At 63.5% G+C, this 25587-nt stretch carries 17 protein-coding genes and 1 pseudogene; 10 read left to right on the top strand and 8 right to left on the bottom strand.

Features of this window, described 5'->3' with window-relative positions; genetic code table 11:
- Nucleotides 1-262 precede the first annotated feature (262 nt).
- The 4 genes from JSS27_11985 to JSS27_11970 form a co-directional block, all read right to left on the bottom strand.
- Nucleotides 263-1045 carry an amidohydrolase family protein gene (locus tag JSS27_11985; GenBank protein MBS0209661.1) on the bottom strand — a complete coding sequence of 261 codons (783 nt, stop codon included), beginning with the start codon at nucleotides 1043-1045 and terminating at the stop codon, nucleotides 263-265.
- Complete coding sequence (locus JSS27_11980; protein ID MBS0209660.1) at nucleotides 1042-1827, bottom strand: amidohydrolase family protein; 786 nt, start codon at nucleotides 1825-1827, stop codon at nucleotides 1042-1044. Before JSS27_11980 ends, JSS27_11985 begins: the two co-directional genes overlap by 4 nt.
- Nucleotides 1828-1980: 153 nt before the next feature.
- Nucleotides 1981-5016, bottom strand: coding sequence for a c-type cytochrome (locus tag JSS27_11975; protein ID MBS0209659.1), 3036 nt, complete (start codon nucleotides 5014-5016; stop codon nucleotides 1981-1983).
- A complete protein-coding gene (locus tag JSS27_11970; protein ID MBS0209658.1) occupies nucleotides 5013-6374 on the bottom strand; it encodes a sulfatase in 1362 nt (453 codons plus the stop codon). Before JSS27_11970 ends, JSS27_11975 begins: the two co-directional genes overlap by 4 nt.
- 259 nt (nucleotides 6375-6633) lie before the next feature.
- On the opposite strand from JSS27_11970, the gene JSS27_11965 reads away from it, so the two are divergent.
- From JSS27_11965 to JSS27_11950, 4 genes are all read left to right on the top strand, one after another.
- Nucleotides 6634-7770 (top strand): Gfo/Idh/MocA family oxidoreductase, encoded by a 1137-nt coding sequence (locus JSS27_11965; protein MBS0209657.1) that lies wholly within the window; start codon nucleotides 6634-6636, stop codon nucleotides 7768-7770.
- A 777-nt stretch (nucleotides 7771-8547) separates the two neighbouring features.
- A complete protein-coding gene (locus tag JSS27_11960) occupies nucleotides 8548-9222 on the top strand; it encodes a hypothetical protein (GenBank protein ID MBS0209656.1) in 675 nt (224 codons plus the stop codon).
- 44 nt (nucleotides 9223-9266) lie between these two features.
- The gene (locus JSS27_11955; protein MBS0209655.1) at nucleotides 9267-10115 is read left to right on the top strand and encodes a sugar phosphate isomerase/epimerase; all 849 of its coding nucleotides are present in this window, start codon (nucleotides 9267-9269) and stop codon (nucleotides 10113-10115) included.
- Nucleotides 10116-10278: 163 nt separating this feature from the next.
- A complete protein-coding gene (locus JSS27_11950; GenBank protein ID MBS0209654.1) occupies nucleotides 10279-11037 on the top strand; it encodes an SMC-Scp complex subunit ScpB in 759 nt (252 codons plus the stop codon).
- A gap of 219 nt (nucleotides 11038-11256) precedes the next feature.
- Here the strand turns inward: JSS27_11950 and JSS27_11945 are convergent, their stop codons facing one another.
- Nucleotides 11257-12162 carry a sugar phosphate isomerase/epimerase gene (locus JSS27_11945; GenBank protein ID MBS0209653.1) on the bottom strand — a complete coding sequence of 302 codons (906 nt, stop codon included), beginning with the start codon at nucleotides 12160-12162 and terminating at the stop codon, nucleotides 11257-11259.
- Between the two features lie 620 nt (nucleotides 12163-12782).
- On the opposite strand from JSS27_11945, the gene JSS27_11940 reads away from it, so the two are divergent.
- Together JSS27_11940 and JSS27_11935 are read left to right on the top strand one after the other, a co-directional pair.
- Complete coding sequence (locus JSS27_11940; protein MBS0209652.1) at nucleotides 12783-14162, top strand: DUF1501 domain-containing protein; 1380 nt, start codon at nucleotides 12783-12785, stop codon at nucleotides 14160-14162.
- A gap of 170 nt (nucleotides 14163-14332) precedes the next feature.
- Nucleotides 14333-14887 (top strand): transposase, encoded by a 555-nt coding sequence (locus JSS27_11935; GenBank protein MBS0209651.1) that lies wholly within the window; start codon nucleotides 14333-14335, stop codon nucleotides 14885-14887.
- A gap of 68 nt (nucleotides 14888-14955) precedes the next feature.
- Here JSS27_11935 and rfaD read toward each other — a convergent pair whose 3' ends face one another.
- Nucleotides 14956-15966, bottom strand: coding sequence for an ADP-glyceromanno-heptose 6-epimerase (gene rfaD / locus JSS27_11930; protein MBS0209650.1), 1011 nt, complete (start codon nucleotides 15964-15966; stop codon nucleotides 14956-14958).
- Between the two features lie 285 nt (nucleotides 15967-16251).
- Here rfaD and JSS27_11925 point away from each other — a divergent pair, with 285 nt between their 5' ends.
- Together JSS27_11925 and JSS27_11920 are read left to right on the top strand one after the other, a co-directional pair.
- On the top strand, nucleotides 16252-18084 hold the full coding sequence (locus JSS27_11925; GenBank protein MBS0209649.1) for a UbiD family decarboxylase: 1833 nt from the start codon (nucleotides 16252-16254) through the stop codon (nucleotides 18082-18084).
- 225 nt (nucleotides 18085-18309) lie between these two features.
- Nucleotides 18310-18576 (top strand): annotated as a pseudogene (locus tag JSS27_11920) (prepilin peptidase).
- A gap of 903 nt (nucleotides 18577-19479) precedes the next feature.
- Here JSS27_11920 and JSS27_11915 read toward each other — a convergent pair.
- Nucleotides 19480-21885 carry a DUF11 domain-containing protein gene (locus JSS27_11915; GenBank protein ID MBS0209648.1) on the bottom strand — a complete coding sequence of 802 codons (2406 nt, stop codon included), beginning with the start codon at nucleotides 21883-21885 and terminating at the stop codon, nucleotides 19480-19482.
- A 241-nt stretch (nucleotides 21886-22126) separates the two neighbouring features.
- Entirely contained in the window at nucleotides 22127-23860 is a 1734-nt protein-coding gene (locus JSS27_11910; GenBank protein ID MBS0209647.1) for a hypothetical protein, read from the bottom strand.
- A gap of 532 nt (nucleotides 23861-24392) precedes the next feature.
- On the opposite strand from JSS27_11910, the gene groES reads away from it, so the two are divergent.
- Both groES and groEL read left to right on the top strand, forming a co-directional pair.
- Nucleotides 24393-24725, top strand: a complete 333-nt coding sequence (groES, locus tag JSS27_11905; GenBank protein ID MBS0209646.1) for a co-chaperone GroES — start codon at nucleotides 24393-24395, stop codon at nucleotides 24723-24725.
- 110 nt (nucleotides 24726-24835) lie between these two features.
- Nucleotides 24836-25587 (top strand): chaperonin GroEL (gene groEL, locus JSS27_11900; GenBank protein ID MBS0209645.1); only part of this gene is annotated, 752 nt, incomplete at its 3' end.

The raw sequence follows: 25587 nt of genomic DNA, 5'->3' as shown, positions 1-25587 counted from the left end.
GATGTGCTGGCGAGCCAGGAACGAAGCGGTGAGGTGAACCGTTCCACTCTATTCCAAACCGGCCGCCAAGCAAAACCCCCGCGGGGATAGGTAGTGGGTTAGTTTGCTGAAGCGGGGTGGCGGGGTCAGAACGAAGTGATGGCCCCGAACCGTCATCACAGGGCCATCGCTGCGCTCTGACCCTGCCACCCAACGTCTTAGATTCAAACTGACCCACTGCCCAAGCGGACGGCGAGCAAATGCGTGCGAAACGGCGCGCACCTTAGGCCGACTGTGCCAAGAGTGCCCGGGCGTTCTTCTCGGCCACGGCGGCCCAAGCCTCGTGGGCCAGCGCCGACTCCTGCAACTTTAGCACCGCTGATTCGTAATAGAAAAACGGGAAATGCGAGCCGAACACGATCCGATCGAGCCCGACCGCGGCGATTAGTTTCGACACTCCCTCAACGCTCTCCAACATGGCGATGTCGAACCAGACCTGGCCGGCCGTGGCCAGCTTTGACGCCTGTTCGATTCGCATGGCGCGAAAGCCGTTCAAGATCACCACCCGCAGCTTCGGCGTCGCCGCCAGCAGCTTGCCGAGTCCCGTCGCGTCGACGTGCGGCGCTCGGGCCAGCGCCGGCTGAGTGCGCTCGTCTTCCATGCTGAGCGCGATCTGCACGATCAGGCCGCGGCGCTCGGCCTCGGCCAATAATTCGGCGAACTCCGGCGCGTCGAGCTTGTAGCCGTGGTAATTAGGATTGAGCCGAATGCCCGGCATCTTGTGCAATTCGTGGCAGCGGCGGACGTCGTCTTGCCAGTTGGGCAACGTCGGGTTCACCGCGCCGAACGGCACCAGCAACTTGTCGGCCACGCCGGCGCAGGTCTTGGCCAACTGTTCATTGACGTCCGCCAGGTCGCGCTGCCACAGCCCGTCGTAGCTGCCGGCCCAGGCTTGGACCGTGCCCGAGGCGCGCAACTTCTCGAGCAACTCATCAAGCCGGCTGCCGTACAAGCGGCGGAACGGCCACGAGCCCAGGTACACGTTCGTATCGATGATCGGCTTCATGCCTTGACCCCCTTGTCGCGCAGGATTGGCAACATCAGGTTTCGCAAGTTGTCGCGGAAGATGGCGCGTTTGGCCGCGTCCGAAACACGCGCGCCGCGGACCTTGGCCAGTTGCGAGGCAAAGCTGCGGCCGGCGGCGTCGCTGCCGTAAATGACCCGCTCGTGCCCCAATTCGCGGACGGCCATTTCGGTAAGGCCATTCGTCGGGTCGGACCCAGCCAGATCGACCAGCACGTTCTTTTCGTCACGTACGGTGCGAACGCCAATCTCCCACGTGCCGCCGGTGTGGCCACAGATAAACTTCACGTCGGGATGCCGCCGGGCCATCGCCACCAATTCTGCTGGCGTCGATTCGCCCGCGTATTGGGTGCCGTCGGTCTTGGCCCAGGTGTGTTGAAAGATGACGGCCTTCAACTCGGCCGCGCGGCGGATGATCGGATCGATCTCGACTTCGTTGCAGTGACGCGCCACCCACAGCTTGATGCCGACCATCGGGCCATTGGCCACGCAACGGTCGATCTCGGCCAGGCTGGTTTCGACGTGCTTGGCGCTGACATAGACGAATCCGAACGCCCGATCGTGCCAGTGTTCGAGCGCCGTGAGCACCATGTCGTTCTCTTCGCGCAGCCGGGCCGGGCTGGGATCCTGGCTGAACGGCCAGCCCATGTAGACGCACATTCGCTCGATGCCCATCCGGTCGGCAATCTCGACCAGCCTGGCCATTCGCTCGCCCGGCGTGCGCCCGTCCAGCCCGTTCAAGTGGCAATGCAGATCCCAGATCATTGGATGTCCTCGGTTCTTAGTCAGTTGTCAGTTGCGAATTGTTAGTGGTCCGTTGTCCGTCGTCAGTTGCACTTTGCTTCGCGCTCAGTGAAGATCGCATGCCATCAAACGCTTCCCCCACAACTGACTACTGACAACGGACAACTGACGAAATCACCTCCCCCGCAACAACGCAATCACATCCGCCACGTCCTGCGGCGTCAACTTGTTCTCGAGTCCCTCGGGCATTAGCGACGCGCCGGTGCTTCCCAACTCGTCGATGTCCTGCCGCAGCACCGTCTCTTGCTGGTTCTCTTGACGCTTCAAGGTGATGCTCGTCGGCGTCTCGCTGGCGATCAACCCCGTGACCGCGCGGCCGTCGTCCAACTGGGCGATGTATTGCACGAAGTTCGGGCCGACTTCCCGGTTCGGGTCCAACATCGCGACGAGCAGTTCGCTCGGGCTGCGATGCTGGATCGTGGCCAGGTTCGGACCAACGTCAAACCCGCGCTCGCGCCAGCGGTGACACTGGGCGCACTCGCGCTGATAGACCGTCAATCCGCGGGTCGCGTCCCCCGACAGCTTCAGCGCTGGTTCGTATTTGGCGATGATCGGCTGTCGACCGCCCGCGCGCGCGGCATCGAACAGCTTCTCGGCTCGGCTGCGCACGGCCGGATCCTTGTGCTCGCGCAGAAGTTTTTGGCGCGGGGCGCTGACATAGCTGCGCGGCACGCCGCCACTTTCAATGGCCGACAACAACGGGTCCAAAAAGCCAGGCCGCGTTAACAATGCCTCGACGATCTCGCTCCGCATCGTTGGCGTGTAACTGGCCCAATTGGCCATCAACAGCGGCGGCACTTCCGGACTGTCGAAGCCGGCCAGGGTCTTCACAGCAGCCAATTGCACGGCAGCGGTCTGACGCGAGCCGAGCAACTCGGCATAGACGTCTCGGTACTCGGCCAGGGGCGCGAGCGCCAGGGCCGCGAGCGCCAACTCGCGCGTCTCGGCGCTGGCTTGTGCGTTGCGCGCCAAGGCTGCCGCCGCAGCCAGCGTCTCGCTCACGGCCTGCTGCGCGCCGGATTCTTTGGTCCAAGTGGTCAGCGCCACGCGACTGCGTTTCGCCCCTTGTCCCAAGCCGACCAGGGCCGCAATCCGCAATGTCTGCTGATCGCCCGAAAGTTCGACCTTGCCGAGCATTGCCAGGAACTCGCGGGCGTGCGATTCGTCGCGCATGGCCCCGACCACGAACGCCAGGTCGCGGGCCACGGCCGCCGCCGCCGGGTGACGCCGCCACGCGGCATCGTCCCACAATTCGGTCAGCAACGTGCCGGCCATCGCGGGACGCGAGCTGAGGACTGCTGAGCGAATCCACACGTCTCCCATGTCGATTTGCATGATGTCGACCAGCGCTTCGGCGACCCCGGGTGCTTCGACTCCCCCCAGCGACAGGGCGACCTGAAAACGAACGCATGCGCTTTCGTCGTCGGTCAGCGTCAACACCTTCTCGAGCAGGCGCGGGTCGTTGCGCAATCGTGGCTCGGCCAGGCGCACCGCATGTTCGCGCACGCCAGGAGCTGGATCCTTGAGCGTCCGGACCAAATCATCACGTTCGAGCGCATTCAACCCGACCAGGGTGTATAGCGCGTGCAATCGAGCCAGCGGCGACGACGATTCTTGCAGTAATTGACGCAACAGCGGCACGGCGGTCATGTCCTGCCGCTCGAACAACAACCGCTGGGCCGTCTCGCGCCACCAACTGTTCGGGTTGGCCAACTGATCTACTAGCTCGGCCACGCGAGCCTTGCCCAGCTTCGGCGGCGGCGGGGCCTTGAACCCCGGCGGGCTCAACCGATAGAGCCGGCCACGATCGGCGCCGCTGCGCAGGTCGAGCTGATCCTTCAAGTCATCCGGGATCGACCAAGGATGCTCGATCGTCTCGCGATACATGTCCAGCACGTGCAGGGTGCCGTCCGGCGCGTTGATGAAATTGACCGGGCGGAACCAGTTGTCGGTCGAGGCGACGAACTCGACTTCCTGTTCGCGCGGCGCGCGATGCGACACGAACGTCGGCCCGACCGGCGCGAGGATTTCGCGATGGATCAAGTTGCCGGCCACTTCGCCGATAAACAAATTGCCATAGTATTGCGGCGGGTAAGCGGTCCCCCGATAGACCGTCACACCGGCCGCCGAGGTCACGTAGCCGACCGCGGCGCTCTCGCTGCGCGGCGTGCGCACATTGCCCGCCGCGGCCAACCGCTCGGCATTGATCACCCGCCACGGTTCCGGCGGGCTGCGGCGATAAACCTTCACCGTGTCGCCACCGGCGGCCACGTCCTGCACCGCCGAAGCCAGCGGCAAATACGGGTTGCGGGCCAGATATCGGGCCGGCAGGACGACATGTTGCGCCGGATTGCGAATGTTGCAGATGAACCGATTGCCATCGTCGTCGAAGGCGTTGCCAAACCGCGCGCCGCCGCTGAGCAGGCCGATTTCGAGTTGCCGCGGGTCGAAGGCAAAGTCATTGCGGGCGAGGGTGGCAGGCTTCGCCCCTTTGCCGCCGCTCGAAGCGGCCAGGTTTTCGATCACGCCGCCGTTGCTCGCCCCGGCGCCGTAAATGCGATTGTCGAGCCCCCACTGCAGGTTGTTGATAATCGCCTGGACGTTCAGCTTGCGAAAACCGGTGAACACCTTGCGGCGAATGTCGGCCCGGCCGTCCCCATTGGTGTCCTTCACGTACCACAGGTCGGGCGTGGCCGCCACGAACGCGCCCCCGTCGTACAGGGCGATGCCCGAGGCCCAGGAAAGCTCTTCGGCCAGGACGTGACTCTTGTCGAACCGGCCGTCGCCGTCGGTGTCTTCGAGGATGCGCACGCGACCGAGCGGCGGGTCGTGCGAATGGTCCTGGTAGGGGCGATCGTTTTTCTTGTCGGCGTACGGGTAGTCGTTCATCTCGACGACCCAGGCGCGACCATTTTCGTCATAAGCCATCGCCACCGGATCGGTCAGCAGCGGCTCGGCCGCGATCAGGTCCATTGTAAAGCCGTCGCGAGTGAGCATTGTCTTGGGCGCATCGGCCGGCGCGGTGGCCGGCAAGCGTAGCTCGTTCGAGCCGGCGGGCGTGGACGTGGGCTGCTGCGCCATGAGCGCGACCGCGCCGGCGACGACGATCGCGACACTGACGCCGCACAATAAGCGATTGTTCGGCATCATCGCGACGCTCCTGTTGCCGGTTCGGTGGCGGGCCACCAGGCGTCGAGCGATTCGCGCAGTTCCGCCACTCGTTTCGGCTCGATGTGCGCCAGGTTGGTCGTCTCGCCGGGATCCTTGGTCAGATCGTACAGTTCGATAGGGCCTTCTTCGTTCGACGGTTGCGGAACGATCAGCTTCAGGTTGTTCGCAATGCACCACCGCCAGCGCAGATTCCGGCTGGGCACATTGACGTCGACCGCATTGTGGGTGAAGCATTCGCCGTAGATCGTGCGCCGCTCGTCACGGGCCGAGGCGTCGAGCAAGTCGACTCCTTGCATGGTCGGCATGCGGTCGAGGCCGACGATCTTGAGCACGGTCGGCGCGATGTCGATCGTCAACACCCGCTGGTCGCTCTTCGCGGGCTTGATGTGCCCCGGCCAGCGCAGCATCAACGGCGTGCGCAAGCCGCCGTCGTATTGCGATTGCTTGGAGCGAGCGGCGTACTTATTCACCGTGGGCGATTGAATCCAGCCATTGTCGGTGACGTAGATCACCAGAGTGTTGTCGCTTAGCTTGCGCTGGTCCAGAAAGTCGAGCAACTCGCCGCAGGTCGTGTCGAAGCGCTCGACGTTGGCCCAATACTTGGCCACCGCTTCGTTCGGTGCCAGCGGCAAATACTTGGCCAACAGTTCGGCCGGCGGGTCGTGCGGCGTGTGGGGCAACATCGGCGCGTACCAGAGGAAGAACGGTTGCCGGGCGGCGACGCTCGCGTCGATGAAATCGTACATCGGTTGCATGGTCTTGCGGCCGATGTCGAGGCCGGCGTCGCCATGCCGGCCACCCAGGCTCATGCCGGCGGTGAAACGCCCGCGGCGGAAGTCGCCTTCCCACCACTTGCCGGTCTGAAAGCTCGCGTAGTTCAGCTTGCCCAGCAACCCCGGCAGCGTGGCACAGGCGTCGAGCTTGGCGATCATTTGCTGACGCTGAGCCAGGAAGGTGGGGTCTTTCTCGGCGTTGCGTTTTTTATCACCAGGTAAGGGAGGGTCGTTGCTGGTGATGGCGTGCTGATGGGGGTATAGCCCGGTGAGCATCGTCACCAGACTGGGTCGACAGAGGCTGCACGGCGAGTAGGCGTTGCGAAAGGTCAGGCTCTCGCTGGCCAACCGATCGAGCCGCGGTGTGCGAATGTGTGGGTGGCCCAGAAAGCTGTAGTCGTCACTCCCTTGATCGTCCGAGACGATCAGCACGACGTTGGGCGTCTCGGCGGCCGGGGTCACGCGCGCGACGAGCAGCATTGCCGCCAGGCCGAGCAACACTCGCCAAGTGAATCCACTTTGTCGGCGCGGCGCGGCGGGACGACGGGCGAGAACCGGTGACATGCGAGCTTCCTTCCCAGAGTAGCGACGAACCTTTGGGGGGAACGGGGCGGGACTGATAATGTCACCCGCCGCCCGGCGAATTGCAACCAGAAAGCTTGCCCACTCGCCCAGCGTCGGGGGCTAGAAACCGGGGCCGCGAACGCCTATTTTCAAGGGCCACGCGCCGCGCTGGCCCGCGACTGGCTAGCAACCTGCCGCGCCACACCGAACATTGGACACGCTCGCAACTTCTGACATCCCGCATCTCACGAGGTCCGCAATGAAGAAGCCGTTGAACATCGGCATGGTCGGCTATGGGTTCATGGGGCGCACCCACTCGAACGCCTATAGCCAGGTGGGGCACTTTTTCGACCTCGAATACCAGCCGGTCCTCAAGGCGGTCTGTGCGCGCGACCCGGAAAAGGTTCGCGCGTTCGCCGACAACTGGGGCTACCAGTCGGTCGAAACCGACTGGCGCAAGCTGCTCGAGCGGAAGGATATCGACGCGGTCGACATTTGCACGCCGAACAACTTGCACAAAGAGATCGCCATCGCCGCCGCCAAGGCCGGCAAGATGATCCTTTGTGAAAAGCCGCTGGCCATGAACACCGCCGAAGGCGAAGAGATGTGTCGCGCGGTCGAAGCGGCCAAGGTGCCGAACATGGTCTGGTACAACTACCGCCGCGTGCCGGCCGTGACCATGGCCAAGCAGTTGATCGACTCGGGCAAGCTGGGACGCATCTTCCACTACCGGGCGTTGTTCTTGCAGGACTGGACGATCTCGGCCGATCTGCCGCAGGGTGGCGCGGCACTGTGGCGCTTGGATGCCGCCGCCGCCGGCAGCGGCGTGACCGGCGACTTGCTGGCCCACTGCATCGACACCGCGCTGTGGCTGAACGGCTCGATCGACACCGTCACCGCCATGACCGAGACGTTCGTCAAAGAACGGAAGCACAATCTGACGGGCAAGGTGGAAAAGGTTGGCATCGACGACGCCTGCGCCTTCTTATGCCGGTTCCATAACGGCTCGCTGGGGACGTTTGAAAGCACGCGCTACGCCCGCGGTCACAAGGCGCTGTACACCTTGGAAGTCAACGGCGAGAAGGCATCGCTCCGGTGGGATCTGCACGATCTGCATCGACTGCAATGGTTCGATCACCGCGACGAGGGCGCGCTCCGCGGCTGGCGCAGCATTCACCTTTCGGACGGCGACCAGCCGTACATGAAGCACTGGTGGGTGCCGGGCCTGCAGATCGGCTACGAGCACACGTTCATTCACCAGGTGGCCGACTTCCTGGAAGGATTGAGCAAGGGTGTGCCAGCGTCGCCGACGTTCCGCGACGCGCTCGAATCGCAAAAGGTCTGCGACGCGGTCCTCGACAGCGCCAAGAGCGGCCAATGGGCCAAGATCGGGTAAATTTTACCTTGTTTGACTAGTAGTTATAATGAAATCAGAGCCGGTCACCGCTGGAGACGTGCCGTGAGCAGTGCAAACGTAAGAGCAAGACGTCAGAATATCCTACGAGTTGATGCCACGGCGAGGTCGGCAAGACGTGAAATAGTAAGAGCGTTTGCAATTCCAGAGAACTGCGTCAGGCTCGTTCGTCCCAATGGCATGCCCACTAGGTCGGACAAGCGAATTGGTCAACTTATCAAGGAGCACGAATAGTCGTCTCTGGCATGTGAGGTTTTTAATGGTAGACGTCATTCTGAGTAGTGAACAATTCAAACTCGTGCAAGACGCTGACGGGTGCGTTGCGATTCGTCAGCCCGATGGAGCATTGATCGGGTACGTCCAAATCGCGAACGCTGACCCATTGACGCCCGAGGAAATTGCCGCCGCTCGGCGATCACTGAGCGCTCCCGGGGCCTGGTTGACAACGCCGCAATTGCTTGACCATCTCAAATCATTAGGCGCGTAGTGATACGTTACACCGTAGTTTGGAGCCAAGACGCGCTGACAGCACTGGCAACCATTTGGCTAGAAGCGGCAGACAAGAATCAGTTGGCCAGTGCAGCTTCAGACATCGACCATCAACTATCTTCGCTTGATTTACGTGCCGCACTGCCTGTGCATGAAGGTTTGTGGAAACTGAGCAGCGGCCCACTGATTGTCGTGTTTTTTATCAGTGAGCCAGACCGAACGGTCATGGTCTCGTTCGTACGGCGAAGCAAAGTATAGACGCGTCTGTCGATGAACTACTTTGCTCATGGTCGGCGGTTTGTTGACGATCCTTACTTGCTGGCCGGGACGGCGGTGCCCGACTGGTTGTGCGTCAGCGATCGCCGGACCAAAGTCCGCGCCGCGCAGGCGCAGGCCGCGTGTACACATGACGATCCGCGCCTGGCGGCGCTGGCGCGCGGCATTGTCCAGCACCACCACGACGACGCTTGGTTTCACGGGACCGAGGCCTTCAACACGCTGCAATGGCAGCTCGCTCGTCAGGTCCGCGAGGTGGTCGGCACGGACGACTCGCTGCGCCCCAGCTTCCTGGGTCACATCCTGGTCGAAATCCTGCTCGACGCCACGCTGATTGCCCAGTCGCCCCCGGCGATCGACGATTACTACGCGGCCATGCGTCAGGTCGACCCGGCCTTCGTCCAATGGGGCGTGCAGCAGTTGACGCCCCGGCCGGTCGAGCGGCTGGCCTTGATGGTCGAGGGATTTTGCCGCGAACGATTCTTGATCGATTACGGCGACGATGAGAGACTGACCTATCGACTGAACCAGGTGATGCGCCGCGTCGGGCTTGGCGAACTGCCCGCCGCGTTCAGCGGCATGTTGCCGGCGGCCCGAGCGCAAATTACCGCCGCGGCCGAGGCGCTGCTGGCCGAAGCGTCGACAGCGGCCGCGATCCTCAATCCTTAACCCACATCGCGACACGCCCCAGGAAACCTGCGAGGAATCGGCCCATGAAATTTGGCATGAACATGCTGCTGTGGACCGATCACCTGACCGAGGCGCATCGACCGATCCTCGAGAACCTCAAGCAACTCGGCTACGACGGCGTCGAGTTGCCGGTGTTCGATCTGAACCCCGACAAGTTCGCCGCGATGGGGCTGTGGCTCGACGACCTGGGGCTGAAGCGGACGGCCGTCACGGTGCGTGGCCCGGACGACAATCCCATCAGTCCCGACGCCAAGATTCGCCAGCAAGGGGTCGAGAAGAACAAGCTGACGCTCGAATGTTGCCAGGCCGTCGGGGCCGAAGTGTTGTGCGGGCCTTATCATTCGACCCTCGGTCAGTTTTCGGGGGCCGGCCCCACGGCCGACGAGTGGCGATGGGGCGTCGAGAGCATGCGGCAAACGGCCGAGCACGCTAGCACCTGCGGCGTGACGCTGGCGGTCGAATACCTGAACCGGTTCGAGTGCTATCTGCTCACCTCGGCTGCCAGCACGGCGAAGTTCGTCCGTGAAGTAGAACATCCGAGCTGTCGCATGATGTATGACACGTTCCACGCCAATATCGAGGAAAAGAACATTGCCGAGGCGATCCGCGCGTGCGCGCCGTACACCGTGCATGTGCATATCTCCGAGAACGACCGCAGCACGCCGGGGCAAGGGCACGTCGATTGGGACACCACGTTCGACACGTTGAAAGCGGTCGACTACGACGGCTGGATGACGGTCGAAGCCTTTGGATTGGCATTGCCCTCGCTGGTCGCAGCCACGAAAATCTGGCGGCGGATGTACGACAGCGAAGAACAACTCGCCCGCGAGGCCTTGAAGTTTATGAAGGCGGAGTGGGCGAAGCGGAATTAGTCAGTTGTCCGTTGTCAGTAGTCAGTTGTTGGGGAAGCGTTTGATTGCGTGCGTTCTTCACGGAGCGCGAAGCAACATGCAACTGACAACGGACCACTGACAACGGACAGAGTCGTGGCGGATACGAGTTCTTCCCTAGTCTCTAGCCCCTCGTCCCTCTTCCATGCCCAACGACAACACGCCAGATCGATCGCCACTCAGCGGCTTGCGCTCCGCGCCGAGCGATGGCGGGCTGTCGCTCGATAGCTTGAATCAGGCGTTTCAGGCGATGTTGTCCGGCGGCAGCGACCCGTACGAAGCGGCCCCCGCTGACGAGCCGGCCGGCGATGCGACCGACGCGGCAACCACCGCCGAAGCGTCCGCAATCGCGCCGCACGACGCCGACGAAGACGATCGCCAGCTTACGCCACGTTCGATTCTCGAAGCGATGCTGTTCGTCGGGCTACCCGACCATGCGCCGCTCGAACCGGCGGCGGTCTCGGGCATGATGCGGGGTGTGCGTCCCGAGGAGATCGACGAGTTCGTGGCCGAACTCAACGCCGAGTACGCGACGAACGGCTCGCCGTACACGATTGTCAGCGTCGGCCAGGGCTATCGGCTGGAACTGCTCGCCGAGTTCCACAGCCTGCGCGACAAGGTGCTTGGGCGCGAGCGGCAGGCCCGGCTCTCGTCGGCCGCGATTGAGGTGTTATCGCTGGTGGCGTATCACGGCCCGCAGACCGTCGAGCAACTGAACAAGCTGCGTGGCATTCCCAGCAATCACGTGATCTCGCAATTGGTCCGCCGGCAGCTTCTGGCGGTCGAGCGCGAAAGCGAAAAGCCGCGCAAGCTCAAGTACCGAACGACCGACCGGTTCCTGCAACTCTACGGCCTGAAGAGCCTCGACGAACTCCCGCGGCCGCAGGATCCAGAGCCGCGCTGAGCGCTCTGTTCGCCACGGAGGCACGGAGACGCGGAGGTTTGCACGGAGGGATGAGAAGTCATAAGCACCAATGTCCAAATCCCAATGACCAAGAAGTCAGAGCGAAGGATGCCGTCGTATTCCTTGGACATTGGTCATTGGTGCTTGGTCATTAGCTTGTCCGCGGCCGGTCCTCCGTGTTGAACTCCGTGCCTCTGTGTCTCCGTGGCAAGTATTGATCTAAGTGCTCAGCGCCTTGCGTACCGCGGCGCGGGTCTTTTCGAGCCCGGTCTTGACCACCGTGGCGGCGTCCTGCGCCCAGTACTCTTTGTTGAACAGTTCCAGCGACAAGTAGCCAGTGAAGCCGATGTCGCGCAGTGTCCGGAAAATGTAGTCGAGAGGCGCGACGCCATCGCCCGGGTAAACGCGATGCGCGTCGGTCAACTCGGCCCGCGGCGCGTCGGGATAGTCGTTCACATGAAACACCTGGATCGTGTCGCTGCTCAGGTGCTGCAAGCCCAGGAAGTCCGAGCCACCTTTGTGCAGGTGATAGACGTCGGGCAGCAGACACGCCGCCGGGTGCCGGCTTTCGAGCACCACGTACATCGACTCGCCCAAGCGTCCCAGCGTTGACGAGTGCCCCCAGACTTCGACTTGCGGCTTGACGCCGAACGACATTCCCAACTCGCATAGCGCGTGGTAGCGATCGGCGATCTTCTGCAAGCTCATGCCGGTCTCTTTGGTCGCGCCGGCCGGCGGCGCGGCCAGTCGCTTGCCGCCGATCTCGGCGATCAGACCGAAGTCGCGCTTGGCTTGCTCCAGACCTTTGGCCCGGCGGGCGTCATCGTCGACGATCCACTCGGCAAAGCCGATCGCGCTTTCGACCGTGATCCCCTGATCGCTCAGCCGCTTGCGCAAGTCGGCGAGTTGGCCCCCGTTGGTGATGTATTGTTCGATCTCGCGCAGCCAGGGCTCGATGGCCGTGTAGCCGGCCTCGGCCGCCAGATCGATTTCGTCGACCAGCGGCAACTTCTGTTCGCGGATGGTGCTGGTGTTCAGGCAGTAGCCGAACGGTTCTTTGGGATCACGCGCGGCGGTTGCGGCGCCGGCGGCAGGCAGAGCGGAACTTCCCATGGCGGCTCCCATCAAGGCCCCCGCAGCCGACAGGACGGTGCGACGATCGATCAACGGAGTGGCCTCGCGATTGGTGATTGGACGGTGGGGTAAAACGGCGGCAGTCGCGTCGGCTTCAGCCGAACTCGACACGCCCGGCAGGCGGCAGCCGCCAGCTTATGTCGCACCAGGGCAAAAAGAAACCCGCGAGCGCATCTCTCAAGCGACGGTAGCGGGGGTGGCACGTCCCAAGCGCAGCGCAGGGCGTGGGGAATCGCCAATCCAATATCGGGGTCGGTGCGTGCTTCCCCACGCCCGAAGGACGGGCGTGCCACCCAGACGTTAGAACGTGGCGAGAAGCGTTCAAGCAGTAGTCGCCGCGAACCTACCCCTTGCGCCCCGCGGGCGGCCGGACGTCCGCCCTGCCCGAACAAACGCCCGTGGCGTAACCAGCGTCCAGGTATCGACATATCGCGGCTCGACAAACCGCGGCAAATCATCCGAATTGCTCCGATCAACGGCGGCCGATATATTAAAGGTTGCCCTAAATGGATCGACGGTCGCCCCGACCGCTCGATCAACTGCCCGGTAAGTTCCCCCCCCATCTGCCCCGCCCACGGTTCGTAGTTTTCCTCACAACGAGGACTTTCGCGATGCTCACGGTCCTTGGCCCGATCAACTCGGGTGCAAAGCGATTCTGCGATGGCGTTTCGCGCCGCAGCTTTCTGCGAATTGGCGCGTTGGGCATGGGAGCCGGTGCGCTGACGCTAGGCGATTTGCTGCGCCTCGAGGCGCAGGCCGCCACCAACGCGGCCGCGCCGGTGCGCAAGCTGCGTCACAAGGCGGTGATCAATATCTGTCTCGATGGCGGGCCGCCGCATCAGGACATGTGGGACATCAAGACCGAAGCGCCGTCGGAAATCCGCGGCGAGTTCCGTCCGATCGATACCAAGGTGTCAGGCATTCAAATCGGCGAAGTCTTTCCGCAAATCGCCGCCCGCATGGACAAGTTCGCCGTCATCCGCTCGATCGTCGGCGCCAACGGGCGTCACGATCTGGTGCAGTGCACCTCGGGCTGGACGTTGAACGACATGCGCTCGCTCGGCGGACGACCGAGCCTTGGCTCGGCGTTGTCCAAGCTGCGCGGGCCGGTCGATCCCGCGATTCCGCCGTTCATTGGCCTGGCCGCCAAGACCGGCCACATTGAATGGTCCGATCCTGGCACGGCCGGCTTCCTGGGACCGATCCACTCGGCGTTTCGTCCCGACGGCGAAGGTCTGGCCAACATGCGCCGCAACGAAACGGTCAGCATCTCGCGCCTGGGCGACCGCCGCGAGTTGCTCACGAAGTTCGACCGGCTGCGCCGCGAGCTGGACAGCTCGGGCACCATGCAGGCCAAGGACAACTACGACCGGGCCGCGTTCGAAATCCTGGCCAGCAGCAAGCTCGTCGACGCCCTCGATCTGTCGAAAGAAGACGCCGCCGTTCGCGAGCGCTATGGCACCGGCAAGCCGTTCAACTATCAATACGACGGCGCGCCGACCGAGAATGAACACCTGCTGTTGGCGCGTCGGCTGGTCGAAGCCGGCGCGCGCTGTGTCACCCTGAGCTATGGCCGCTGGGACAGCCACGGCAAGAACTTCGACCTGGTCCGCGACCACGGCGGCAAGCTTGACCAGTGCCTATCGGCGCTGATCGACGACTTGGACCAGCGCGGCATGTTGAACGATGTGGCGATTGTGGTCTGGGGCGAGTTCGGCCGCACGCCGCGGATCAACGCCCAGGCCGGCCGCGACCACTGGCCGCAGGTGAGCTGCGCGTTGCTGGCCGGCGGCGGATTGCGCACCGGGCAAGTGATCGGCGCGACGAACCGATTGGGCGAAGTCCCCAAGGATCGGCCGGTCCATTTCCAAGAGGTCTTCTCGACCCTCTATCACACGCTGGGCATCGACGCGGCCACGACGACGATCGCCGACCCCTCCGGCCGCCCGCAATACCTGAGCGAAAAGCCAGCCATGCGCGAGTTGGTGTAAAGACACCAGTTGCATTCGCCGCAAATGTTGCGGCGATCTTTGTAGGGTGCATTACATGCACCTTATCTGTGGTATGCTTCGTCCTGTTTTCTCAGCAGCGAACAATCGCCAAAATCGGAGTCGCTAACTCCATTGCGACAAATCGCTCTTAGGCGTCAAATTGCGTCATCATGCCCAATTACCGTCGCAACTTCGTTCCGGGCGGCACGTATTTCTTCACGGTCGTCACCTATCGACGCCGGCGCATTCTCCTGGACAAAACTGCCCGAACGATCCTCGGCTCGGTGATGCGCGAATGCAAGGGCCAATGGACGTTCAAAACGGAAGCAATCGTTTTACTCCCGGATCATTTGCACACGATCTGGACCTTGCCGCCGCAAGATTTGGACTATTCGCGCCGTTGGGCGTGGATCAAGAAGGAGTTCACCAAACGCTGGCTACAAGCCGGCGGGTTAGTCGCAGAAGTGAGCGAGTCATGGCAACAGCGACGACAACGAGGCGTGTGGCAAAAGCGTTTTTGGGAGCACACGATCGTGGATGAGGAGGATTTCGAGCGGCACGCCGATTACATCCACTTCAATCCGGTCAAGCACCGACTTGCGACGAACCCGCGTGATTGGCCTCATTCATCGTTTCACAAATGGGTCAAACAAGGCGCGTATTCTCTCAATTGGGGCGCGAATGTTGCGATAGGAGACATGCAAGCGACGACTGGGGAACGGTAGCCGCTTGGAAGTCGATTCTTGTTGCCGCGCACAAATAAGGTGCATGGAATGCACCCTACTAAGAATCATCACGCCGCGGGGCGGATGGCGGCCGGCGTTGGCGTGACGTCATTCGCCAAATGCGGCTGGGCGGTGTGCAGGTACTGCTGCACGTAATCCTCGACCGCCGCTTCCAGCGTGTGGAACTTCACCGGGCAACCGGTGGCCGCGAGCTTTCGCATGTCGGCTTGCGTGAAATACTGATACCGGCCGCGGAGCGCCTCGGGCATGTCGATGTACTCGATCGCCGCCGCGCGGCCGAGCGCCGCGAACACCGCCCGGGCCAGATCGTTCCAAGTCTGGGCCTGACCCGTCCCCAGGTTGAACAGCCCGCCGAACTTTTGCTCGAGCAACCAGTCGATCACGTCGACACAGTCCTTCACGTAGACAAAGTCGCGCATCTGCCCGCCGTCGGCGTAGTTGGCCTCGTACGAGCGGAACAGCTTCACCTGGCCGGTGGCGACGATCTGGTGATAGGCCTTGAACACCACGCTCGACATATCTTGCTTGTGGTATTCGTTGGGCCCGAAGACGTTGAAGAACTTCAGGCCGACAATCTTCTTGAGCGCGCCGGTTCGCCGGGCCCACAGATCGAACCGCTGCTTCGAGTAGCCGTATTGATTCAACGGCCGCAGCGCGTCGATGGCCGATTCGTCGTCAACGTAGCCTTGCGCGCCGTCGCCATAGGTGGCGGCGCTACTGGCGTAGACCATCCGCACGCCGCGCTCCAGGCACCAGGTCGCCAGAGCCTGGGAGTAGGCGACGTTGTTCTTCATCAGATAGTCGCTGTCGCGCTCGGTCGTGCTGCTGCACGCCCCCAGGTGGACCACGGCCTCGATCCGCGGCATGGTGTTCTGCTCGACACGGCGTAGCAGTTCGTCCTTGTGCCAATAGTCGGCAAACGCCAGCGGGTTCAAGTTCTTCCACTTGTCGCTGGTGGCCAGTTCATCGACGACCAGAATATCGTCATAGCCGCGCTGGTTCAGACGCCAGACCATGGCGCTGCCAATGAACCCGGCTCCGCCGGTAACGAGAATCATGGTTTTGGCATCCTTGCCGTGAGGGTCCGTTGTCCGTGGTCAGTTGTCCGTTGCCTATTGCTGCGGGCCGATCGCCGATGGTTCATCGCTAGCTATTCCCCAGCAACTGACCACGGACGACGGACAACTGACAAACTGGCGGCCGATTGTACCGGTATCGGCAGATGGCCCAAAGAGCAGCCGCCGGCGTTGAAACCGTGCGATTTCCCGCCAGTCTGCGCGAACGGCGTTCTGAGGCTAGAATGTGCTAGCGTCGTTGATCCATTTGTCGGCCGCCACCTTTGAATCATGCACCCTAGCTTGCGCAGCGCTGTCGATGATCTGGAGCGTGGCGGGCATTTGCGGCGGGTCGCGGCTGAGATCGATCCGCGGCTCGAAGCCGCCTATCTGCAACGCCGCGTCTATGCCGCCGGCGGGCCGGCCTTGCTGCTCGAAAACGTCCGCGGCTGCCAGTTCCCCATGGTCTGCAATTTGTTCGGCAGCCTGGCGCGTCTGCGCTATCTGTTTCGCCACACGCTGGCTGGCGTGCAACAACTGGTCGCGATGAAAGTCGACCCCGGCGCCGCGCTACGCAGCCCGACCAAGGCCCTCAGCGCGCTGCCGGCCGCGTGGCGGATGTTGCCGCGCTATGTGTCGCGCGGGCCGGTCCTGAAGCACGCGACCACGATCAGCAAGCTGCCGCAGCTTGTCTCGTGGCCGCGCGACGGCGGGCCGTTCGTCACCTTGCCCGAGGTTTATACCGAAGACCCCGACGCGCCGGGCTGGCGACGGTCGAACCTGGGGATGTATCGCGTGCAACTGGCCGGCAATCAGTACGCGCCCGATCGGCACATCGGCCTGCACTATCAGATTCATCGCGGCATCGGCGTTCATCACACCGCAGCGCGGCGGCGCGGCCAGCCGCTGCGCGTGAACGTCCTGGTCGGCGGCCCGCCGGCCTTGGCCATTGCCGCGGTCATGCCGCTGCCCGAGGGTTTAAGCGAACTCAGCTTTGCCGGCGCGCTGGCCGGCGCGCGCGTGCGATTGGTGAAACAGGCCAACGGACCCGCCGTCGTGGCCGACGCCGACTTTTGTATCTCGGGCACGGTTGAAGAGACGCTCTTGCCCGAGGGACCGTTCGGCGATCACTTGGGCTACTATTCGCTGGCTCACGACTTCCCCGTGCTGCGCGTCGATCGGGTGACGCACCGCTCGGGGGCGATCTGGCCTTTCACGTCGGTCGGCCGGCCGCCGCAAGAGGACACCACCTTCGGCGAGTTCATTCACGAGCTGACCGGCCCGGTCGTGCCGACACTGGTGCCGGGCGTGCGCGCGATTCATGCCGTCGACGCCGCCGGCGTCCATCCGCTGCTGCTGGTGATCGGCAGCGAACGCTACACGCCCTATTTGCCGACCGCGCGGCCGCAGGAGTTGTTGACCCAGGCCAATGCGCTGCTGGGGCAGGGGCAACTGTCGCTGGCCAAGTACCTGCTGATTGTCAACGGCGACGACGACCCGACGCTCGACTTGCACGATCCGGCCCGGTTCTTGCGACACCTGCTGGCGCGCGTCGACTGGACGCACGATCTGCATTTTCAGACCTGCACCACGATCGACACGCTCGACTACAGCGGCTCGTCACTGAACGCCGGTTCCAAGGTTGTGATCGCCGCCGCCGGCCCGCCGCGGCGCGAGCTGCCCGAGCGGATCGACGGCGAGCTTTCCCTGCCGGCCGGCTTTGCCGACGCGCGGTTGGCGCTCCCCGGTGTGCTGTGCATTGCGGCGCCGGCGTACACGGCCGAGGGGGGGCACGCCCAGGCCGAAGCGTTCTGCGCGGCATTCCACGCCGGCTCGGCGATCAACCGGTTCCCACTCGTCGTGTTGGTGGACAATGCCGAGTTCGCGGCGCGGAACCTGTCGAACTGGTTGTGGGTGGTGTTCACGCGCTCGAACCCGGCGGTCGACATCCACGGCATCGAGTCGTTCACCGAGCACAAGCACTGGGGTTGCCGCGGGGCATTGGTGATCGACGCGCGGATCAAGCCGCACCACGCTCCGCCGCTCGAAGACGATCCGGCGGTGGTCGGGCGGATCGAGTCGCTGGCCGTCCACGGCGGTCCCCTGCACGGGATCATTTGATCCAGCGGCGCGGCGCGTTTAGAGTGAAGGGCCGCTCGTCGCCCCGTGTCGTCGCTTGCCAATTCGCTGGGTGGCCCGGACAACTTGCTTGTCCGGGCGGCGCAGCCGCAAGAGGGTTCAGAGCCTTGCCCGATCCCTCTTGTCGCTGGCGCGACACCGACAACCAGTTGTCGGTGCTACCCGTCACTTTACCGCTTGCAAACTCGCCGGCCTTATCAACCTCGCATGCTCTATTCGCTCGCCCAGTTGCCTTGGTCGTTCTGGTTGCCGCTCTTGTTCCTGCAAGGAGCGATCATCGGCAGCTTCCTGAACGTGGTGGTGTACCGGATGCCGGCCGGGCTGAGCATTGCCTGGCCTCCGTCGGCTTGCCCGCGCTGCGGCACCCGGATCAAGACGCGGGACAATCTGCCGATCATTGGCTGGCTCTTGCTGCGCGGGCGGTGTCGCGCCTGTGGCCAGTCGATTGCCTGGCGCTACCCGGCCGTCGAGTTGGCGTGTGCCGTCGCGTTCGCCGCGCTCGGCTGGGCCGAGCCATTACAGCTTGGTCGATTCTTGCCTGGTGAAGTGTGGACAATACCGGCCGCGTGGCAAATCTATGGCAATCACCTGCTGCTGGTGTGTGGCCTGCTGGTCGTGATGCTGGTCGAGCGCGACGGCTTTGCGCTGCCGTGGCGAATGGTGCTGGTGTGGCTGGCAATTGCGGTGCCGCTCGGCGCGTTCTGGCCGGCGATTCACCCGATCACGCCACCGATTCATAACGCCAGGGTCGCACTCGAGGCCGGCACGCCGATGGTCGGCATGCTCGATGGCGTGGCCGGCTTGCTGGTCGGCGCGACGCTTGGGGCGCTAGCCGGCTTGGGGACAGGCCAGGGGCCCAGCCGACTGGCCGGACGCAACACGATGGTCGTCGCGCTGGCGGCCGTGGGGGCGCAACTCGGCTGGCAAGCAGCCTGTCCGCTGGCCGCGGTGACGATGGCGCTCGTCATGCTGACGGCGATGTTCCGCGCCGGGGTGCGGACGCTGAAGTTCATGCCCAACACCGGCTGGCTGTTCCTGGCCACGGTCATCTGGCTGTTCAACTGGAAAACGATCGTCGAGCGCTGGCCCTGGCTGGGGGGCGAGGCGAATTACCGCACGCTGGCCGCCGGCGCGGTGGCCGTCTTCACGTGCGGCATCGTCGCCTGGATTCTCAGGCCGCGAAGGGGAAGCGGAGAGGAGAACTGAGTCGTCCGTTGTCGGTAGTCAGTTGTCCGTTGCAGGAGAAATTGCTCGCGATTCACACTCATCACGTAGCGCGAAGCAGGGTGCAACTGACAACGGACCACTGACAAGCAAGGCGACTAACCGCTGGCTACCTTTCCTAGCAACCAGCAACTCGCAACTTTTCTCCCCGCCTCACTGCACCGTCGTCGGTTCTTCGGCCACCAGCGGCTGGGCCATGTTCTGGCTGGTGATTTGCGCCTGCAATCGCGCCACGCCCGCCTTGGCGGCCCGGGCTTGAATGCGATAGACGACCGTTTGCTGCGGGGCCAGTTGCGCCAGCGGCTCGAACTGGACGGTCTGATTGGCGATCTGGCCATTCGTCGGACCCGACGTGCCGAGCGGCGCAGGGATCAACTCGGGGGACAAGGTCACGGCCAGTTGCACCCGAGCATCGGCCACCTGGCTGACATTGGTGACGCGGACGGTGTAGCCGATGCTGCTGCCGACGGCGCGCGGGTCGCCGCCATCGTCGATCGTCACGCTCAGCGGCGTTTGCGACGGTTGAATCGAGACACAAGCCTGCGTGTCGGCCCGAACCCCTTCGGTGCAAACGACCGTATTGCGCGAACAGGCGTTATCAGCCGGCGCGGTGCAGCGATAGGTGACCGACAGCTTCATCCCCTTGCCCGGCGGCAGCTCGTCGATGGTCCATTGCAGATCGCGGCCGACGTCAACGTGGCCATTCGACGCTTCGACCGCCATCAGCGACAGGTCGCTGTTGTCGGTGATCTTCAGGTTCGTCGCCTTCGCGCGCCCCGTGTTTGAGACCAGGATGTCAAACTGCGCTTGGTCGCCGACGTTGCGGCGCGTGGGGCCGACCTTCTTGATGTCGAGCACCGGCTTCAGGCTGGGATCGGTCGGCGTCGTCGGCACCGGCGCAATCGGCGCTGGACTTGCCGACGGCACACCGGTGACGCAGCCGCGCCCTTGAGCGCGCAGTCCGTTGCCGCTGATCACGTCAACCGTGTTGCACAGTTGGCCGGGGGCCATGACGATGAACTTGGCTGAAATCGTCTTCGACTCGCCCGGCTGCAAGGTGCCGACGGGGGCTTCGATGGGGTTGGCCGCCGTCTGGTTGTGACGCAGGCCGCTGTCGTATAGCTCGACAATGCGCACGTCGGTGGCGGCCGCGGTGCCGCGGTTGGTGACCGTGGCGGTGAACGTGACCACGGTGCCGACCGGCGCTTGTTCGGGATCGGCCGTCACCACCACGGCCAGGGCCGGGGCAACAACGGTCGTGGTGGCGCAATCCTGCGCATTCTTTCCTTCGCCGGTCTGGACCGTGACACAGGCGTTGACCGTGCCGAAGCGATCGGCCCGCAGGCTCACCTCCAGCGGACGAATCTGGCCGGGGGCCAAGTCGCCCAGCGCCCAGGTCAGGTTCGAGCCGGTGACACTGGCCACGGGGTTCGTGCTCAACAGCGACGTGCCCTGCGGCAAGGGCAACGATGCGACCGCCTGGCGAATGGTGTGGCTGCCCGCGTTGCGGACTTCGACTTTATAGTTCAGCGTCGCGCCGACGGCGGCTTGGGTCGGCCCGCTGGTGCGAACGTAAAGCTCGGAAGCGCCCCAGATTTTTTGCGTGGTGGCGTTGGCGACGATCAAGCGAGTGCCGTCGCGGCTCAGCTCAGGCGAGCGGATGACCTGGACGTTGACCCGATTGGTCCCTTCGGCGGGCTGGACTTGGAACATTTCGATGCTCGCCTGGCCCAGCGCGTCGGTCGGCACCTCGACAATCTGGGCCCCGTCCGGAGCAAAGCCCGCCGCCGGGCCATCGAGAATCTCGTAGCGCACGCGCCAGCCGGCCAGGGGCGCGCCGTTCGTATGACGGACGATGCTGGTGGTGAACGTGTGCCGCGCGCCGACCGGATTGACGCTTGGCGGCGGGAAGTCCCACTTGGCGTCGAGCCATTCGATGACCGACGAGCGTTGCCGCTGGTCCCAGCCATACACCTTCGGCGCGACGGCCGTGACGATGCTTTGACCTTCGACGGGCGAGGTGACCGTGATCCAGGCCTGGCCCGCCAGCACCGGCACATCGTCGTCCTTGGTCGGCGTGCCGCGATTCAAACAGTAATCGCCGGTCGACGTCGAGTTGACCGCGTAGTTGCTCGAGACTTTATTGGCCGAGGTGCCGCCGGTCAGGTAGCCGCACAACTGGTCGACGGTGCCGTGGTAATCGCCGACGGTGACGATGTAGCCGACGCTGCCCGGCGCGACCGTCCATTCGACGCGCTGGTTGCGCGTGGTCCGGCCATCGGGCCCGCAGACGGCGGCTTTCAAGACGACTTCGGAACCAACCGGCGCGACGACGCGATTGGGCGTGACGGCCACACCGGCTTGATTGGACAGGGTGCTGGGCGGCCCGGGGTCGGGCTTGAACTTCGGCGGCTTGGGATCGTGAGCCAGAAAGAGGCGATTGCCGCTCGGATCGATCTTGGGGGGCGAGCAATCAAACGTCTGACAGCCCGTCAATGCCGGCGCCCAGAGGGCCAGCACGGCGAGTGAGCGCCAGATTTGCTTCCTGCAACCAACCATGGTCGTGAATCCTTCGCGGGGCCAGGGTTTCCGTCCCGGCCGGACGTACACGCGGGCAAGTCGTTTGGTGCGCGGCTGGCGGTGTAGGTCCAGCGGCGCAACACAGAGTTGCTCGTCATGGGAAACGTAGCACGCGCGAAAGGTCCGCGCCGGGCGGAAGCGGGCGAAGGAGAGGAAAAAGTAGCCCGCTGAGGTCAGGTGGTAGGGAAGGTAGCGATTGCGCTAGGGGTAACCGGCGCACTCACGGATTCTCGAATGGTGGCGGCGGGGGCATTGGCCTATCCAGCGGCGAGAATGCGTCCGGCGCTTCTTTGGTGTTCGCGCCAGAGTCCGCCGCGCAGAACTTCTTCCATCCGGTGTACGCGTCTCCCAAGCGTACCATCGTCTCCTCGTCGGCCTTGATGATCGCGCCCGAGTACTTGTCGGGATCGTAGCCTTCCCAGAACACGTCGGGCTCGTCGGTCGCATAGGAGTACGGCTCTTCCGTCGCTGGGTTCGTCGGCGCGGCGTCGATGAACTCGGGCACAAGGGCGGCGAACGACTTGGGATAGGCGCCGTGGCGCAGTTTGTACGCCACCGTCGCTACCGACAAATCGCCGACGATTGCCCGTGACTTTTCGTTGATCGCCAATTGGATGATATGCACCATCGAGTATCCCTGGTTGGCGACAAAAACACTCCCCGCGCCTTGGGGCCAATCGATGCTCCATTGGCGGAAACCATTCACGTCGGCGGGCTCCTTCGTCACGATTCCCTTTAAGCGTTCGACAAACGCTGGCCAGGCCGGAACATCATCGGCCAATTTGGTAACCCGAATTGTCGCGAACGACAACCGCCAGGCCCAGCGATGGTGCTGGTATTGCTCGCGCATTTCATCGTCATACAGCGTGGAATCGGTCAATCCACCCAGGTGCAGCTTGTAGTTTGTCCGTGGCTCGACGGCAGCTTCGCATTCCAGGTTTGGCCAAAGCTTCGCGAACTCGATTGGCCGGTTGATCGCCAGTGGAAACTGAAATTCGAATGCAACTTTGGGATTCTCGTTCAGTAGTTGGCCGAGCAGTTCCATTCGCGCGCGTTCGCGCAGGGTCACTATCCCGGCGACAAGCGTGCGCGGGTAAACGGCAATGCGATTCAAGTCTCGCATCGCCTGCAGGCATTCATAGGCCCCGGCCAGATCGCCCCGCCCGGCACGTTCGCTCGCCGCACGTTCCAACAATTGACCCGCGACAGACAAGCCGGCGAGATCGTCGAAATTGGGGTGCGGCAAAACGTCGGCGTCATCACAGCGGAAGTTGGCGGCAGGCAGCTTCGCGAGCGCAATCGCTTGCCGCACCTGATCTTCATGGGCGCGAAAGAATTCCACTATCTCGGGGGATTTGGGATCGAACACCGCATCCCTTTCTCGCAGCCACTCGGGGCAACCTTCGTGGCCGCCGAGCGTGTCGAGCAGTTTTAGCAACCCTGGGCCGGCGTCCTGGTCGGCGGGGGCGCGCTCGGCCAGGTACTTGGCGACGATCTGTTCGTTCGCAGCCACGGCGCGTTCGAGTTCGCGGCAGATGGTCCAATCGTAAAGCCACAGCGTCGCGACGAACGCCACCAACGAGCCCAAGCCCGCGAGCAGCAACTTGCGCAGCCGCCATTGCCGCGCGCGGGGAATGCGTGGCTCAACTGCAGGAACGCGCCGAAACGCAAACCAAGGCAAACAGAGCAGTGCAACGTAGAACACGACGACGCATACCACGACGAACCGCGCAGGAGTTGGTGTCAGATACCAATAGTGACCCCAACCGCGAGGGTTGCGCTGGTAACTATCTAGGAACGCCAGTGCCGCGATCAGGGCCGGCAGCCACGCCAAGACCGCGATCAACGTCCAACGCACCCAACGCAAAGAAATGCGCCCCACGACGGCCAGGCCGAAGGCCACCAGCGCAAGGATAAAGATCACGGCTTCGATGGTAAGCAAGATGGGAATCATGGCGGCGGGCGATCCGGGCGCGGCTTGGGGCGTTCAAGACCCATCAAAGTCTCCCCCGCGGCCGAGCGCCGGGCAATGCGGCGTTCGCTCTAGTTGGCGTGGTTTGTCCTTCCACGAATGCCCCGCCGGACTTCACCGTCGTCATGTCGCCTATCAGGAGGATTCTCTATGCTGCCAAAACGGCAGGGGAGTTTGGGCTTGGGGGGCTGTTCAGTCGGTTGTGGCAGGAAGGGGCCAATCGAGCGCCGGCGGGGCGAGTAAAACAACTGGCGACTGAATAAGCACTTACGGCGAGCGAGACTCTTTGGCGCGCCAGTTGCCTAAAGCATGCCCTGCCGATGGTTTTCGGCCCTTAAATGGCAGTCTGCGCCCACGGGACGGACGCCGGGCGCGCAGGCCTATGGCCTAGCGGCTAAACGGGCGGGAACTGACGTTACAGTCGAACGCCGTTCTCGACCGAAAAGCATCGTTCCATCAAAACACCGTCCTCGAACTAACACCGTTCTCGATTCCGTCTGGAGGCGAACTAACTATGGCCGTGGCTACCAAGGATCGTAAGGCAAGCAAGGGCGCGATGAAGCTGCAACCGTTGGGTGACCGCGTGGTCGTCGAACGCGAAGCGTCCGAAGAGCGGACCGCCGGCGGGATCGTGCTGCCCGACTCGGCTCAGAACAAGCCGGCCCGGGGCAAGATCATCAGCGTCGGCGAAGGCAAGCTGTTGGACGACGGCTCGCGCGGCGCGCTGCAGGTCAAGGTCGGCGACCGCGTGTTGTTCAGCTCGTACGCCGGCGACGAGTTCAAGATCGGCGATCAAGAGTTGTTGCTGATGCGCGAAGACGACATCCTGGCCGTCATCGAAGGCTAATACAACGCGGACCCACCAAGCCGACGGCTCTGCCGTCGTAATCACGGCGACCGAGTCGCCGGCTTGGTCGTTGCGAACCATTCATCTACCAAATCGGAGATTCACAGAACATGGCAAAGACGATTGCTTTCGATCAGGAAGCCCGCGAGGCGATTCGCCGCGGCGTTTCGAAGCTGGCCCGGGCCGTCAAGGTCACGCTCGGTCCCAAGGGTCGCAACGTGATTTTGCAGAAGAGCTTTGGCTCGCCCACGGTCACCAAGGACGGCGTCACCGTCGCCAAGGAAATCGACCTGGAAGACGTCTATGAGAACATGGGCGCTCGGATGGTCCGCGAAGTGGCCAGCAAGACCAGCGACGTGGCCGGCGACGGCACCACCACCGCGACGGTCCTGGCCGAAGCGATCTTCAACGAGGGTCTGAAGGCCGTCGTGGCCGGCGTGAACCCGCTGGCGCTGAAGCAGGGCATGGAACGGGCCGTGGCCGACATCACCGAAAAGCTGAAGTCCGCCTCGATCACCATCAAGACCAAGAAGGAAATGTCGCAAGTGGCCACCGTGGCCGCCAACAACGACAGCGAAATCGGCGACCTGCTGGCCGACGCCATGGACCGCGTGGGCAAGGACGGCGTGATCACCGTCGAGGAAGGCAAGACTTCCGACACCGTACTCGAGTTCGTCGAAGGCATGCAGTTCGATAAGGGCTACGTCTCGCCGTACTTCGTCACCAACCCGACGGAGATGAAGGCGGAACTCGAAGACGCCTACATCCTGATCCACGAAAAGAAGATCAACAACGTCCGCGACCTGCTCCCGCTGCTCGAGAAGATCGCCGCGGCCTCCAAGCCGCTGCTCATCATCGCCGA

It is taken from the genome of Planctomycetota bacterium (genome assembly GCA_018242585.1).
Classification (GTDB): Bacteria; Planctomycetota; Planctomycetia; order Pirellulales; family PNKZ01; genus JAFEBQ01.
The sequence above is the reverse complement of the archived record's forward strand: the minus strand, read 5'-3'. Positions and strand labels throughout refer to the sequence as shown.

Coding starts and splice junctions, on each gene's coding strand:
- groES (MBS0209646.1), top strand. CDS start 24,393: ATGGCCGTGGCTACCAAGGATCGTAAGGCAAGCAAGGGCGCGATGAAG.
- JSS27_11980 (MBS0209660.1), bottom strand. CDS start 1,827: ATGATCTGGGATCTGCATTGCCACTTGAACGGGCTGGACGGGCGCACG.
- JSS27_11935 (MBS0209651.1), top strand. CDS start 14,333: ATGCCCAATTACCGTCGCAACTTCGTTCCGGGCGGCACGTATTTCTTC.
- JSS27_11945 (MBS0209653.1), bottom strand. CDS start 12,162: ATGGGAGCCGCCATGGGAAGTTCCGCTCTGCCTGCCGCCGGCGCCGCA.
- JSS27_11965 (MBS0209657.1), top strand. CDS start 6,634: ATGAAGAAGCCGTTGAACATCGGCATGGTCGGCTATGGGTTCATGGGG.
- JSS27_11955 (MBS0209655.1), top strand. CDS start 9,267: ATGAAATTTGGCATGAACATGCTGCTGTGGACCGATCACCTGACCGAG.
- JSS27_11975 (MBS0209659.1), bottom strand. CDS start 5,016: ATGATGCCGAACAATCGCTTATTGTGCGGCGTCAGTGTCGCGATCGTC.
- JSS27_11940 (MBS0209652.1), top strand. CDS start 12,783: ATGCTCACGGTCCTTGGCCCGATCAACTCGGGTGCAAAGCGATTCTGC.
- JSS27_11970 (MBS0209658.1), bottom strand. CDS start 6,374: ATGTCACCGGTTCTCGCCCGTCGTCCCGCCGCGCCGCGCCGACAAAGT.
- JSS27_11910 (MBS0209647.1), bottom strand. CDS start 23,860: ATGATTCCCATCTTGCTTACCATCGAAGCCGTGATCTTTATCCTTGCG.
- JSS27_11985 (MBS0209661.1), bottom strand. CDS start 1,045: ATGAAGCCGATCATCGATACGAACGTGTACCTGGGCTCGTGGCCGTTC.
- JSS27_11960 (MBS0209656.1), top strand. CDS start 8,548: ATGAACTACTTTGCTCATGGTCGGCGGTTTGTTGACGATCCTTACTTG.
- rfaD (MBS0209650.1), bottom strand. CDS start 15,966: ATGATTCTCGTTACCGGCGGAGCCGGGTTCATTGGCAGCGCCATGGTC.
- JSS27_11915 (MBS0209648.1), bottom strand. CDS start 21,885: ATGGTTGGTTGCAGGAAGCAAATCTGGCGCTCACTCGCCGTGCTGGCC.
- JSS27_11950 (MBS0209654.1), top strand. CDS start 10,279: ATGCCCAACGACAACACGCCAGATCGATCGCCACTCAGCGGCTTGCGC.